This is a genomic window from Azospirillum sp. B21 (assembly GCF_008364825.1).
GTDB lineage: Bacteria > Pseudomonadota > Alphaproteobacteria > Azospirillales > Azospirillaceae > Azospirillum.
In genome coordinates this window covers 26,989-41,301 of the sequence record NZ_VTTO01000007.1, presented here as the reverse complement: position 1 = coordinate 41,301, position 14,313 = coordinate 26,989, and the positions used below count along the sequence as shown (strand labels likewise).

General features: G+C 68.6%; 10 protein-coding genes and 1 pseudogene. 9 read left to right on the top strand and 2 right to left on the bottom strand.

The genetic code is table 11. The features are described from left to right. Positions 1 to 125: 125 nt before the first annotated feature. The 6 genes from FZ983_RS17915 (at position 126) to FZ983_RS17890 (ending at position 10,597) form a co-directional block, all read left to right on the top strand. Positions 126 to 812 (top strand): response regulator transcription factor, encoded by a 687-nt coding sequence (locus FZ983_RS17915; protein ID WP_149224884.1) that lies wholly within the window; start codon positions 126 to 128, stop codon positions 810 to 812. Positions 813 to 817: 5 nt separating this feature from the next. Then, positions 818 to 2,860, top strand: a complete 2,043-nt coding sequence (locus tag FZ983_RS17910; RefSeq protein ID WP_149224883.1) for an ATP-binding protein — start codon at positions 818 to 820, stop codon at positions 2,858 to 2,860. Positions 2,861 to 3,050: 190 nt separating this feature from the next. Continuing rightward, positions 3,051 to 4,148, top strand: coding sequence for a hypothetical protein (locus FZ983_RS17905; RefSeq protein WP_149224882.1), 1,098 nt, complete (start codon positions 3,051 to 3,053; stop codon positions 4,146 to 4,148). 34 nt (positions 4,149 to 4,182) lie between these two features. Next, positions 4,183 to 5,583: an NHLP bacteriocin system secretion protein gene (locus FZ983_RS17900; RefSeq protein WP_149224881.1), complete on the top strand. Its 1,401-nt coding sequence runs from the start codon at positions 4,183 to 4,185 to the stop codon at positions 5,581 to 5,583. Between the two features lies 1 nt (position 5,584). After that, a complete protein-coding gene (locus tag FZ983_RS17895; RefSeq protein ID WP_149224880.1) occupies positions 5,585 to 7,726 on the top strand; it encodes a cysteine peptidase family C39 domain-containing protein in 2,142 nt (713 codons plus the stop codon). Between the two features lie 15 nt (positions 7,727 to 7,741). Next, the gene (locus FZ983_RS17890; RefSeq protein WP_149224879.1) at positions 7,742 to 10,597 is read left to right on the top strand and encodes an ATP-binding cassette domain-containing protein; all 2,856 of its coding nucleotides are present in this window, start codon (positions 7,742 to 7,744) and stop codon (positions 10,595 to 10,597) included. 122 nt (positions 10,598 to 10,719) lie between these two features. Here the strand turns inward: FZ983_RS17890 and FZ983_RS17880 are convergent. Then, a pseudogene (locus tag FZ983_RS17880) lies at positions 10,720 to 10,935 on the bottom strand (amidohydrolase); the annotation flags it as partial. Between FZ983_RS17880 and FZ983_RS34765 the strand changes: the two are divergent. The 3 genes from FZ983_RS34765 to FZ983_RS35090 are packed head-to-tail and all read left to right on the top strand — an operon-like array spanning position 10,886 to position 13,002. Continuing rightward, positions 10,886 to 11,284: a cupin domain-containing protein gene (locus FZ983_RS34765; protein WP_348771062.1), complete on the top strand. Its 399-nt coding sequence runs from the start codon at positions 10,886 to 10,888 to the stop codon at positions 11,282 to 11,284. The pseudogene FZ983_RS17880 and the gene FZ983_RS34765 overlap by 50 nt on opposite strands. 59 nt (positions 11,285 to 11,343) lie before the next feature. After that, positions 11,344 to 12,864 (top strand): AMP-binding protein, encoded by a 1,521-nt coding sequence (locus FZ983_RS17870; protein ID WP_149224877.1) that lies wholly within the window; start codon positions 11,344 to 11,346, stop codon positions 12,862 to 12,864. A 3-nt stretch (positions 12,865 to 12,867) separates the two neighbouring features. Next, on the top strand, positions 12,868 to 13,002 hold the full coding sequence (locus FZ983_RS35090) for a hypothetical protein (RefSeq protein WP_282187005.1): 135 nt from the start codon (positions 12,868 to 12,870) through the stop codon (positions 13,000 to 13,002). A 42-nt stretch (positions 13,003 to 13,044) separates the two neighbouring features. On the opposite strand, the gene FZ983_RS17865 is transcribed toward FZ983_RS35090, so the two are convergent. Further along, positions 13,045 to 13,977, bottom strand: a complete 933-nt coding sequence (locus FZ983_RS17865) for a LysR family transcriptional regulator (protein WP_188092388.1) — start codon at positions 13,975 to 13,977, stop codon at positions 13,045 to 13,047. Positions 13,978 to 14,313 lie beyond the last annotated feature (336 nt).

Here is a 14,313-nt window from a genome sequence, read left to right as displayed (position 1 = left end):
GCATCGTCGCAGATCGTGTACCGGCGGCGGCATCCCGCATTCATGGTATGTGACTTCCCGCAGTTGCCCGGTATGATGACGTTCGATTCGAACCATCGAACCGGCAGACTGCAGGGGGCGTCACAGTGGATCAGGCAGGGTCAGCCGCCAGAGCCGACCACGTCATCTCGGTGATCCTGGTGGAGGACGATGCCCCGACCCGGGACTTCCTGGCTGCATCGCTGGCCGCGGGCGACGGGATCTCCCTACAGGCGTCCGTCGGAACGCTGACGGAGGCGCGCACCGCGTTGGAGCGCTGCCGCCCGAGCGTGCTGGTGACCGATCTGAAGCTGCCCGACGGTCACGGCAGCGACCTGATCCGGGAGGTGCGGCAACGCCTGCCCGAGACGGAGATCATGGTCATCTCCGTCCTGGGGGACGAGCTGTCGGTGATGCAGGCGGTGCGGGCCGGCGCCTCCGGCTACATTCTGAAGGATGCGCGGCCGATCGACCTGATCGCGGCGGTGCATGACCTGACCAATGGCCGATCTCCGATCTCCGCGTCCATCGCCCGCCACATCATCCGCCAGACCCAAGCAGGCCCGCCCGCCAAGACGGAGGAAGCGCCGCCCCCTCTGACCCCGAGAGAAATGGACATCCTGTGGGGCATCGCCAAAGGCTTCACCTACAACGACATCGCAGCGCGCCTGGGAATCAGCCGGCAGACGGTTCCCAGCCATATCAAGAACATCTACCGTAAGCTTGAGGTTAACTCCCGAAGCGAAGCGGTCTACACTGCAGTGGAGCGGAGAATCATCAAGCTGTCGGACTGACTCCAGTGAGCCAACACATCGCCGGATTGCCGGCCTCCGGTCCGCATTTGCCGATGCGCCTGCGGGCATGGCTGAAAGGCCGCGGTCCGCTGCTGCTTCTTTATTACGGACTGGCTGTCCTTCTCGGCCTCGGACTGGTGATGGCGACGCCGCCCACACCCGATGGCGCACTGCCGATCGTGGAGGCGCGCTTCACCGCGGTGGCCGGCGACCACTCTTTGGACAGTCCGCCGCCCGAAGCGATGCCCCCCGGCGTCGCCACCGTCCCGCTTCCTTACCGTTGCAAGGCGGTTCCTGATCCGGTCGGCTGCTCCGGCCTGTTCCGACTGACCTTCCGCTATGTTCCGAATGAGGACGGGCCCTGGTCCGTCTATGTGCCGATCCTGTCCGGGCGCATTACGCTGTGGGTGAACGGAGCGCTGCTGGCCGACAGCCAGACCACCCAGTCGGACGTGGTCGTCAATCAGGCGATGCCGCTGATCCAGCGGGTCCCCACCCAGTTGCTGAAAGATGGAGAGAACCGGATCGACATCCGCATGGACGCCTGGAGCCAGTCCGGCGGATTTCTCGACACGGTGCTGGTCGGCCCGGACCGTCTGCTGCGTGCGGCTTACGGTGAGCGTGAGTGGATGATGGTCACGCTGCCGCGCCTGCTGGTCGCGTGGCAGGCGGCCTTGTGCCTGTCCCTGCTGATCGTGTGGATCGGTCACCGGGACGAGCCGATCCATTTGGTGATGAGCCTGATTCTCGCGCTGGGCGTGCTCCAGGGCTTGCCGATGTTCAGCACCGGGCCGAGCGGGCTGGAATGGCTGTTCCGCGTCGTCAATTTCGCCGGCCAGTGGCAGGGAGCGCTGCTGCCCTTCGTGATGTGCCGTCTGGTCGGGCGTGAACTGGCCGTTCCGATCCGGCTGCTGCTGGTGGTTCCGGCGGTGATCGCCATTGCGTTCCTGATCACCGCCCTCGACCCGCCGCGGCTGCAGCCATGGTTCGCCCTGCTTTGGCTGGTCGCCGTCATCCCCTGGGCGATCGCGATGCTGGGCTGGTCGGCCGGGATCCTGATTTCGGCGGCGGTCCGGCGGAATCATGCTCCCGCCCAGATCGTGCTTGGCGGCTTGATCGTCATCATCCTGATGGCCGCCCATGACATCCTGTCGATGACCGGCGTTCTGGACCTGCGCGTGCCGTCGATGACCCGCTACATGGCGCCGCTGCTGATGACGGTGATCAGCGCGACGCTGATGTGGCGGTTCGCCAAGGCGCTGGGCGAGGTCAGCCGCTTCAACGACGTTCTGCGGCGCGAAGTGGCGACGGCGGAGGCCGAATTGCGGGCCAGCTTCGCCCGCGAACAGGCGCAGACCCGCGCCGCCGCCCTCGAAAGCGAGCGGCTGCGCCTGACCCGCGATCTGCATGACGGCTTGGCCGGGCAGTTGGTGTCGATCGTCGCCCAATGCGAGCTGCCGCAGCACGACTATCGTCGCATCGGTGCGGCGGCCCGGCAGGCGCTCGACGATCTCCGGCTGGTCGTGGCATCGCTCGACGATGTCGGCAACGACCTGGGCATGATGCTGGCCCAGTTCTACGACCGCATCGGTCCGCAACTCCAGGCCCAGGGGATTGAACTCGACTGGCAGATGGCGCCGCTGCCCGACATAGAGGGGCTCAGGTCGGAACATGCCCTGACCCTGTTCCGCATCCTGCAGGAGGCCGTCACCAATGCAGTGCGCCATTCCGGCTGCCGCCGGGTCGCCATCGTCATGGCGCCGGCACCGGCCGGCCATCTGGAGGGCGGTCCCGACAGGGAGGGGCCGTTCGCGGTTCGCATCATCGTGCGGGATGAGGGCAGGGGGATTCCACGTGGGATTCCAGGTGGGATTCCAGATGGGATTCGGGGCGGGATCGCTGCCGCACGCCCCGGCAAGGGGCTGAACAACATGCGCACGCGTGCGGCGTCGCTGGGTGCCGAACTGACCCTGCTCAGCGGACCAGACGGAACGCGGGTCATCATCGATCTGCCGTTCCGCCTCCCTGGTTTGCAAGACACCCAATAGAAAACCCAAGGCTGCACTACCACCGGGGCTTGCGGGAAATTTGGATTCTCAAGGTCTCCCATAAACATGGGATTACCTCGAGCGGTTAGCACCCATACAAATGATTTGACGCGAACTTCGCGCGTTTACCGGCCGCGACGAATGTCGGGTCGAAGGACTTTCGATCATCCAATAACCAGGGATTGCAAGCATGAGCAAGATGCAGGCGGTGATGGTCGAGCTCCCCGATGACGAGCTTCTGGTGGTGGTCGGGGGAACCGGCACGACCAACGCCCAGTCGGGTCATGCGCAAGAGGATGAGAACGGGGTCAGCGTCAGCGTCGGTGTCGAGGTTGCCAGCGCTTCGGGCAGTGTCGGCGTTTCCACGTCCACCAGCCACAACGTCGGCGGCGCCACCGTGACGGCCGAAGTGGGAGCCGGCGCGAGCGGATCGGCCGGTGTCACCATCGGGTCCGGCGGCGTGACCGCCACGGCCGAGGGCTTTGCCGGCAGCCAGGGCAGCGTTTCGATCTCCAGCGGGCCGGTCACGAGTACCGTCAGCTACGAGGCCGGCGTCGGCGGCAGCGCCAGCGTTTCGGTTTCGGTCACGGGGGTGGAGGCGTCCGCGTCCGGTTCTGTCGGCGTGTCGATGACCACCGAGGTTTCGGCCGGCGGAAATGTCGGCAACGGCGTCACGGTCGAGGGCACGGCCAGTCAGACCATCGCGATCGGCGCCGGCGGCGAGGTCACCGCCTCCATCGGCGCGGGCGGCGTCGATGCCGGGGCCAGCGGCTATGCCGGCATCTATCAGGAGGTCTCGGCCTCCGTCACCGTGGGCGACAACAATGTCAGCGGCACCGGGCAGGTCGGCTACATCAGCGGCGGTTCGGTGGGCGGCGGCACCGAGGTGACGGCCGGCTATTCCGACGGCCATGTCACCATCGGGACCGGCGTCAGCGTCGCGGTCGGCATCGGTGGCGTCACGCTGAGCAGCGAAGTCACCGTCAACACCGCTCCGCTCGAACATGCCGGTGCCCAGGCCGTCACCGCGGCCACTCCGGCAGTCACGGATGCCGCCCACACCGTTGCCAACACGGCGCAGTCCGTCGCCACCACGGCGGCTCCGGCGGTGACCGACGCGGCGCATACGGTGTCCAACACTGCCCAGAGCACTGCGAACACGGTCAGCAGCACCGCGCAGTCGGCGGTGCATGATGTGTCGAGCACCGCGCAGAGCACCGTCAACAGCGTGTCGAACACGGCCAAGAGCGTCACGAACACCATCAAGAAGAAGATGAAGAAGTGGTGATGCCCGGCGGAAGGGCAGCGGACGGCATCGCTGCATGAGCGACAGCGCGACGACCAAGCGGCCGGCGGCGGCATCCCAATCCGCCGCCGGCCCGGCAGGCAGCAGTGGCGGAAACGGCGGCAAGGCGAGCTTCCGTGCCGAAGCCGCAGCCGCCGCCACCTCCGTTTCCCAGGTGGACGACGCCCTGGAAGTGGTGCGGCCGCCGGTGCTGGCCTTCTGCGTCACGTTGGCGCTGCTGGTCGTCGGCGTCGTCGTCTGGGCGTCCTTCACCGACGTGCCGATCAAGGTCACCGGTCAGGGTATCCTGGTCAGCCCTGCCGGCGTCATCGACGTGGTGTCGGAATCGAGCGGCCGGATCAACGATATCCGCTTCAAGCCGGGCGACATGATCCGCCCGGGGGACGTCGTGGCGCTGGTCGACCAGAGCGAGCAGAAGCTGCGGCTGGCCGAAGCGGAAGGCGAGTTGCAGGATGCGCTTGCCGCCCGCGACGACATGCGGCGTTTCCAGGAGCGCGACCTGCATGCCGACGAGGTCTGGCGGCAGGCGCGCGAGCAGGCGGTCAACGGTAACATCGCCTCGCTGCAGGAACGCCAGCGGATGATGACCGAGCGCGAAGAATTGGTCCGCCAGCTTGCCGACCGCGGACTGACCACCCGCGACCGCGCCATCTCCGCCAAGATCGAGCTGTTCACCATCCGCTCCGACCTGGAGGCGCAGCGCAACGAGCTTCAGACCATGACGCTCGACGCCGCCCGCCGCCAGACCCAGCGCGAAAAGGACATGTTGGCCGCCGAGCAGCGGGTGGCGACCGCCTCGCGCGCGGTCGAATCCGCCCGCGACCGGCTGACGCGCTATGCCGCCGTGCTGTCGCCCTATGGCGGGCGTGTGGTCGAGGCCAAGGCGAACATCGGGCAGGTGGTGTCGAGCGGCGCACCCATCGTCAGCGTCGAGCGCGACGGCGCCTTGCCGGGCCAGGGAAGCGATCTGGTGGCTTTGGTCTATGTCGGGGCGCAGGACGGCAAGAAGCTTCGCCACGGCATGGAGGCCGACGTGTCGCCGGCGTCGGTCCGCAAGGAGGAGCACGGCCATCTGGTCGGGCGGGTGGACCGCGTGGCCGACACCCCCGCCAGCAGCGTCGGCATGCTCCGCACCCTGCAGAACGACGCGCTGGTCAACGAGTTCCAAAAGACGCTGCGCACTCCCTTCGAGATCATGATCCGGCTGGACCGCGACGCGGCCGGGGCGCTGCGCTGGTCGACCGGCAATCCGCCGAAATTCTCGATGGACGGCGGCACGCTGGTGTCGGTGGAGATCACCGTGCAGAAGGTGCGGCTGATCGCGCTGGCCCTGCCGATCCTCCAGCAATGGCTTCGGCTGGATCTGAGCAACGTGGCGACGGAGCCGGTCCCCCAGCCGGCCCCCTCCGGGGTCTGAGATGCGCACCCCGTCGATCCTGCAGATCGAGGCGGCGGAATGCGGCGCCGCGGCGCTCGGCATCGTCGCCGCCCATTACGGCCGCTGGCTGACGCTGGAGGATCTGCGCGAGCGGTGCGGCATCTCCCGCGACGGCAGCCGCGCCGCCAATCTCGTCCAGGCCGCACGCGAACTGGGCTTGCAGGCCCGCGGCGTGCGCACCGAGCCGGAGGGGTTGCACGGACAGGCGGGGCCGATGATCCTGCATTGGGGAATGGACCATTTCCTGGTGCTGGAGGGACGGCGCGGGCGCTGGTGGTATCTGAACGACCCGGCGCGCGGCCGCCGCCGCGTCGACGATGCCGAATTCCGCCGCCAGTTCACCGGCATCGCCCTGCTGATGTCGCCGGGGCCGGAGTTCCGCAAGGGCGGCTCCTCCCCCAGCGCGCTGCGCGGCCTCGCCCGCCGGCTGCGCAAATCCTGGGGGGCGGTGTGGTTCGCCGCGGCGCTCAGCCTGCTGCTGGCGATCCCCGGCATGCTGTTCCCCGCCTTCCGCCAGATCTTCATGGACAGCGTCCTGGTTGGCGGGCTGGCCGACTGGATGACGCCGCTGATCGGCGCGATGCTGACGGTCAGCGCAGTCACGCTGACCTTCACTTGGCTGCAGAAAAGCGTGCTGCACCGGCTGGAAACCCGTCTGGCCCTGCTGGGCGGCATCGGCTTCATGGAACGGGTGCTGCGGCTGCCGATGGGGTTCTTCGGCCAGCGGGGGCCCGCGGCGGTCGCCGACCGCATCATGCAGAGCGACCGGCTGGCCGAACTGTTGGCGGGCGAGATCGGCGGCTGCCTGTTCGCAATCCTGACTGCACTGACCTATTTGGCGGCGATGGCCTTCTACCAGCCGGCGCTGGCGCTCGTCGCCGTCGTCGCCGCTGCCGGCTTGGCCCTGGCGCTGGCCCTGTTGTCGCGCCAGCTGGAGGAGGGGCAGCAGCGTCTGCTGAACGAGGCGGCGCAGGAAGGTGCCGACGCCAAGCAGGGGCTGCGCATGATCGAGACCTATCGCGCCGCAGGGGCGGAGCGGCTGCTGTTCGAGCGGCTGGTCGCCCGCCATGCCCGCGTGCTGAACATCCGCCAGTCACTGATGCTGCGCCGCGCGATCCTGCGGTTGCTGCCGGCCTTCGTCGGTGGGGCGGCGTCGGCCGCGGTGGTCACCATCGGCGGCGGCATCGTCGCCGAGGGCGGCATGACCATCGGCGCCATGATGGGCTTCCTGGTGCTGCTGTCGGCCTTCCTGGCGCCGGTGTCGCGCCTCGTCCAGCTGGGCGTCCGCATCCAGGAGGCGCGATCCTATCTGCGCCTGCTCGACGACACCATGCAGCATCCCATCGCCGAGGAGTTCCGGCAATCCGAGCCGCAGCAGGCGCCCGCCGTGCTGCGCCGGCTGACCGGGCGGATCGAGCTGCGCGACGTGACCTTCGGCCATTCGCGCCGGGCGCCGCCGCTGATCCGCGGCCTGTCGCTGACCATCGAACCGGGCGAGCGGGTCGGGGTGGTCGGCGGCTCCGGTTCCGGCAAGTCGACGCTGGCCCTGCTGACCGCCGGCCTCTACGAGCCATGGTCGGGCGAGGTGCTGCTCGACGGCAAGCCGCTGCGCGAGGTTCCGCGCCGGGTGCTGCGGCAGAGCGTGCAGGTCGTCGACCAGATCGTGACGCTGTTCGAAGGCACCGTGCGCGAGAACATCGCGCTGTGGGACCCGACGGTGTCGGACGAGCGGCTGTTCGCCGCCGCCCGCGACGCGGTGATCCACGACATCATCATCGACCGCCGCGACGGCTACGCCTCCATGGTCAGCGAAGGCGGCGCCAACCTGTCCGGCGGCCAGCGCGCCCGCATCGAGATGGCGCGCGCCCTGGTGCAGAACCCGCGCATCCTGGTGATGGACGAGGCGACCGCCGCCCTGGACGACCACACCCAGGCCCAGTTGTTGTCCAACCTGCGCCGCCGGGGGTCCACCATGCTGGTGATCGCACACCGGCTGACGGCGATCCGCGATTGCAACCGGGTTCTGGTGATGCAGAGCGGCGAGATCGTCGAGTCCGGTCCGCCGGCCGAACTGGCGCGCCGCGCGGGTGCCTTTTCCACGCTGATGCTGAGCATGGCCTGACCGGATGAACCGCCGATGACGACATCAGCAGACGCGACCGCAGTCGCAGCAGCCGATACCTCGGGGGCGGCCGGCGTTCCCGTCATCGACTTCCAGCAGCCGGCCGTGGCGCTGGAACCCGCCGGGTCGGTGTGGTTCCTGGAGGAGGGCGAAGCCGACATCTTCGCTGTCGCCGCCATGGGGGCCAATGCCGGCTCGCGCCTGTTCCTCGGACGGTTGCCGGCCGGCAGTCTTCTCGTCGGCATCGACAGCTTCATGCAGGGGCTGATCGCGGTGCCGGCCGCCGGGTCGCGGCTGGAGACCGTCGCCGATCCGCTGGAGGAGATCGAACCGGACGCCCTGCTGGCCGGGATGGAATCCTGGTCGTCCATGCTGATTTCCGGCATCGCCGCTATCCTCTGGCATCCCGAGCGCATTGACCGGCAAGGACGGTGCGGCACGGCGGTCGAACTGGCCGAATCCCAGCTGGTGATGGTGCAGGAAGCCGGATTGTGGTGCGCCGTCCCCGCGCCCGGCGCCCTGCTGCTGGAACAGGAGATGGTCCAGGGCATCATGCCGCTGCCGCCGCGCGCGTGGCTGAAGGCCGCGGGGCCGATGCGCATCGTCTTCGGCCGCCGTCCCTTGCAGCGCGACCTGCCCGCGGCGCTGACCGGCATCCATGCGCTGACCGCCGCCTGCGGTGAGATGCTGATGGGCGCCCGCGGTCTGGCCGAAGCGGACGAGGCCGGGCGGCTGTCGCTGCGCGGCGTGCGCGAGGCGGAGGAGGGCGAGCGTTTCGTCCATCTGGCCGGCCGTCTGCTCGACCATGCCCGCAAGCCGCCGGCGCGGTCGGACGGCGGCCATCACGATCCGCTGTTCGCCGCGATGAGCGCGGTCGCCGCCCGCACCAACCCGCGCCTGCGGCTGCGCCGGCCGACTCTGCTGCGCGAACGCGATCTCGACGTGCAGCCGACGATGGAGGAGATCGCCCGTGCCTCCGGCCTGCACATCCGTCCGGTGACGCTGATGGACGGCTGGTGGCGCCGCCCACTCGGTCCGCTGGTCGGGGCGAGGCTGGACGGCATGCCGGTGGCGCTGCTGCCGAACCGGCGCGGTTACGAAATGCTGGCCGGCGAAGGCGCCAAGCCGGTCCCGGTCACGGCAGCGGTCGCCGCCAGGCTGTCGCCGTCGGCCTGGACCATGGTGGAGCCGCTGCCGGACCGGCCGCAGACGGTCGGCTCGCTGATGCGCTTCGTCCGGACGCCGCCGGCCTTCTGGCTGCTGACGCTGGCGGTGGCGGCGCTGGGCGCGCTTCTCGGCCTCGCCATGCCGTTCGGGATGAAGTTCGCCTTTTCGTCGCTGGTTCCGGCGCGCGACCATGCCGGCCTGCTGGAACTGGGAATCCTGCTGGGCGCGGTGGCCGCGGTCACGCTGGTGATCCAGCTCGTCGGCGAGGTGACTCGCCAGAGCATGCAGACCATGCGCGAGGCCGGGCTGCATGCCGGCCTGTGGGATCGGGTGCTGCGACTGCCCATGCCGGTGCTGCGCCAGCATTCGGCCGGCGACATGGCGGCGCGGGTGAGCATGGCGATGGCCTTGCCGCTGGCCGCCCAGGGGTTCATGGTCGCCGGCATCGGGACCGGCGCCGTGCTGGTGGCCAGCATCTTCGCCATGGCGTCCTTCCATGGCGGCGGCGCGGTGGTGGCGATGCTGGCTCTGGCGGTTCAGCTTGGGCTGGCGGCCCTGTCGGCGGTGCTGCGGGCACGGGTCTACAAAGTGGGGGAGGCGCTGAACGGGCAGGCCGATTCCCTGGCGATGCAGTTCCTGACCGGCATCGCCAAGCTGCGTCTGGCCGCTGCCGAGCATTGGGCGCTCGCCCACTGGGCGGAGCGCTTCATCGGCATGCGCGAGAAGCGCATGGAGGTGCAGAAGATCGAGGGCCGCATGGCGTCGGTCAACGCCGCCTTGCCGGTGCTGGCGATGGCGGCGCTGTTCCTGGTCTTCCACGCCGCCGGGACCGACAGTGCCAGCATCGTCGCGATGATGACCGCCTACATGATCGCCAACGGGGCGGCGGCTGCGCTGGGTGACAGCTTCGGCGCCTTCTATCAAGTCTATGCCGCCCGCGGCTTCGCCGATCCGGTGTTGCAATGCGCGCCGGAACCGGCGCTGGGGCGCATCGATCCCGGCCGGTTGTCCGGCCAGATTGCGGTCAGCGGGCTGTATTTCAACTATGCCCAGGCGGAGACCCCGGTCTTCGCCAATCTCAATCTCTCCATCTCTGCCGGCGAGTATGTGGCGATCCTCGGCCGGTCCGGTTGCGGCAAATCCACGCTCGTGCGGCTGTTGCTAGGGCTGGAACGGCCGCGGGTGGGCAGCATCACCTATGACGGCAACGACCTGTCCTCGCTCGATCTCGGGCTGTTGCGGCGGCGGGTCGGCACCGTGCTGCAGGGGGCGCAACTGCCGCCGGGTGCGCTGATCGACGTGGTGCGCGGCCTGAGCGGCGCGACCGAGGCGGAAATCTGGGACGCGCTGGCGGCGTCGGCCATCGCCGACGAAATCCGGGCGATGCCGCTGGGCGTGCGCACGCCAATCGCCGATGCGTCGCGCACGCTGTCGGGCGGACAGGTGCAGCGGCTGCTGCTTGCCCGCGCGCTGGTGACCAAGCCCGACGTCCTGATCCTCGACGAAGCGACCAGCGCGCTCGACAACGCCACCCAGGCGGCGACCATCCGCACCCTGACTTCGCTGGACTGCACCCGGATCGTCATCGCCCACCGGCTGGAGACCATCCGCGGCGCCGACCGGATCCTGATCCTGGATGGCGGCCGCGTCGCCCATGCCGGCCGGTTCGCCGACCTGCAGGCCCGTGGATTGCTGGGGGCGTAGTGCCTTCAGCGCAGGCCATGTCCGAGGGAAGCACGCTGTCGCTCAGCCAGGCCGGAAACGGTTCCGTCACCATCTGGAAATTCAGCACCGGGACAATGGGGCGCCGCGGGCCCGGCCAGAGGTCATCGGCATAGGCGTTGGTCGATCGCGGTTGAGAGGCCGGTCATGCCCGCGCCGACGATGGCGAGATTGGAATCGTTGAAGTCGTAGGCCGGATTGTGCAGCAGGCAGCCGCCCTCGGCCGGACCGTTGCCGAGCCAGCTGTAGCAGCCCGGCCGCTCCTTCAGCATGAAGGCGAAATCCTCGGCGCCCATGGACGGCATGGGGTCGTGGTCGATGTTCCATTCCCCGCTGGGCGCCGTCGCCGCCATCATCGGCGGCTTTGGCCGGCCTTTCGGCGCGTTCCTCGGCGGGCTGATGCCGGGCGTGATACAGGCAGTCGCCATTCTGGCGCAGCATCGCGTGATGCCCGGCCACGAGCCGCGTCCGCACAGCCATGTGCATCAGCAGATCGTCCTCATCCTGGCCGGCACCACCCGCTCCCACGTCGATGGCGAGCAGCATCCGGTCGGCCCGAACGGCCTGCTCGCCATTCCGCCCAAGGTCGAGCATTGGAAGGCGGTCGTCGGCGACGAGCCGCTTCTGAACCTGGACATCTTCACGCCGAAGAGGCCAGAATATTTGTAACACGAACGGACGATCCGCCGTTCGACGCAGTGGACCAGTCCAACAAGGGAACAGTGCCGGTGAATCTCTTCTCCCTCCTCGATCAGGCGGCGGCCCGCCATCCCGACCGCGGGGCGGTGTTCCGCGGGACCGAACCGGTCCACAGCTTTGCCGAGCTGCGCTCGCGCGCGTTGCGGATCGCCGGCGGGTTGCGCGCGTCGGGACAACCGGGCGACCGGATCGCCATCGCCAGCGAGAATGTGCCGGACTATGTCGAGCTGCTCTTCGCCATCTGGGCGGCCGGGATGGCGGCGACGCCGGTCAACGCCAAGCTGCACCCGCGCGAGCTGGTGCAGATCCTGGAGGATTCCGCGGCGTCCACCATCTTCGTTTCGCCCAAGCTGGCCGGCGGGCTGGAACAGGCGCTGACCGGGTCGCCGGCGGCGTCCTGCCGCCGCATCGTCATCGGCGGGGCGGACCATGCGGCGCTGGCGGCAGGGGAGGAATGGGCCGGACCGGTGAACCCAGACCCGGAGGCGCTGGGCTGGCTGTTCTACACCAGCGGCACCACCGGCCGGTCGAAGGGGGCGATGCTGTCCCACCGCAACCTGCTGGCCATGACCATCGCCCATCTTGCCGATGTCGAGGCGGTGGACGAGGAGTGCAGCCTGCTGCATGCCGCACCGATGTCGCACGGCTCCGGCCTGTACATGGCGGCCTATGTCGCCCGCGGTGCCCGGCAGGTGGTTCCGGCCTCCTCGGCCTTCGAACCGGCAGAATTCCTTGAGCTTTGCGACCATCATCCCGGCTGCGGCGCCTTCCTGGCCCCGACCATGGTGCAGCGGCTGCGGTTGGAGGCGGAGCGCAGCGGGCGCCGGCCGGCGAATCTGCGCTCCATCGTCTATGGCGGCGGCCCGATGTATGTGGAGGAACTGTGGCGGTCGCTCGCGATCTTCGGTCCGGTCTTCGCCCAGATCTATGGCCAGGGCGAGGCGCCGATGACCATCACGTCCTTGCGCCGCCGCGACCATGCCACCGATGACGACGCGGTGCTGGGCTCCGTCGGCTTCGCCCGCAGCGGCGTCGAGGTGGCCGTGGTGGATGCCGAAGGCCGGCCGCTGCACCCCGGCGAGGTGGGCGAGATCGTCTGCCGCGGCGACGTGGTGATGGCCGGCTACTGGAACAACGCCAAGGCGACGGCCGAGGCCCTGCGCGACGGCTGGCTCTACACCGGCGACATGGGATCCTTCGACCGGCGCGGCTACCTGACGCTGCGCGACCGGTCGAAGGACGTCATCATCAGCGGCGGCACCAACATCTATCCGCGCGAGGTGGAGGAGGTGCTGCTGCGCCATGCGGACGTCGCCGAGGTCTGCGTCACCGGCCAACCCGATCCGGAATGGGGCGAGATCGTCGTCGCATTCATCGTCGCCGAACCCTGCCGCGAGATTTCCCCCGACAGTCTCGACGCCCACTGCAACGCCAGCATCGCCCGCTTCAAGCGGCCCAAGCGCTACCTGTTCGTCGACGGCCTGCCGAAAAACAATTACGGCAAGGTGCTGAAGCGCGAACTGCGCGAGCGTCTGGTTGCCGGTGCATAGGATGTGCTGCCGGCTATGCAGCTGTGCGGCAAGATGCCGGAGCCGATCCGGGTGAAGGACGCCGCGCTGGGTGGCGTCTTCAACATGGGCGGGACGGCGGTCGCCAATTGCGCCGGTGTTCTGGAGCGCATTCGCTGACAGTGGCCTCCTCCGTCGGGACGTCACTTCCGGCGGAGGACATCAATCCTGTTCCGTCGCGACGGTGAAGTTCCGGTCCTCGCGCCTCAATTCGTCGAGCAGCCCGTCGATGATGCGCAGCGCCTGTGCGGTGGCGGCATTCATTTCGCTTCCGGCGGGATGAATGAGGAACAGCGTTCGCATCAGCGCCGGGTCGCAGATCGGCCGGATCACCAGGGCGCCCGCCTGGATGTCCTCCGCCACGGCGCTGTGCGGCAGGATCGCGCAGGCCAGTCCACGCCGGACCATGTCCTTGATCGCCTGCATCGATTCCAGCGAGAAGGCGACATTCGGTACCAGCCCGCGCGCGGTCATCGCGTCGGTGACCAGACGCCGGACCAGATCCCCCTCGTTGGGCATCGCCAGTTCGGCGTCGGCGATGGCCGCCAGTGACAATGGGCCGGTCCCGTCGAAGCGAGAGCCCGGATGGGTGATCAGGCATAGCGCCTCGTTCAGCCGCGGTTCCCGATGCAGCATGCGGCTGCGCGGCACCGTATAGGCCAGTGCAAGATCCAGTTTGCCTGAGGAGACATGACCAATTAGGGCGTGGCTCAGTTCCTCGAACAGCTTCAGTTCGACACCTGGCAGGGCGCCGCGCAGCCGCTCCATCAGCCTGCCGGCCAGCAGCCCCGACAGGCTGGGGGTCAGTCCCACGGCCAGTGTTCTTGGAACCTGCCCGGCAACCTCGCGCAGCGAGCGTTTCAAATCCTCCAGGCGCCGCACCATCAGCCGCGCCTCTTCCAGGAAGAGGAGACCGGCCGGGGTGGGGTGGGTCCCGGTGACGGTGCGCACCAACAGCGGCACGCCGAACTCCCTTTCCAGCGCCTTGATCTGGACCCCCAATGCCGGCTGCGCGATGTTCAGCGCCAGCGCGGCCTTGCTGATGCTGCCCAATTCGCACACCAGGATGAAGCTTTCAAGCTGGCGGCTGCGCATCTGTTTGGGATCCATCGTTGCGGCGGTGCGCGTCGCTTGCCTCGAAGCAATGGCAGAACGGTGCGCCACGGACACGGCTCGAAGCCTCGCACCGGAGGCGGGGGAGGGCAAACAATTTTTGTATGGGGGTGGTCCAAAGCTGTCCTGGACAGAGCCGGCGGGCTGCATTTGTATGCTTACAAAACAAACAGAATTCAGGCGAAACGCCGAACGCCCGACACCGGGAGGGAGATGCAGCCCATGCGTGGCCTATCGTCAGAAAGAGCACCGGTTCCCCAGGATGCGGCAGGGACGTCCCATCCGGCGCACCCCATACCCTTCGGCCGCTCCCAGGGG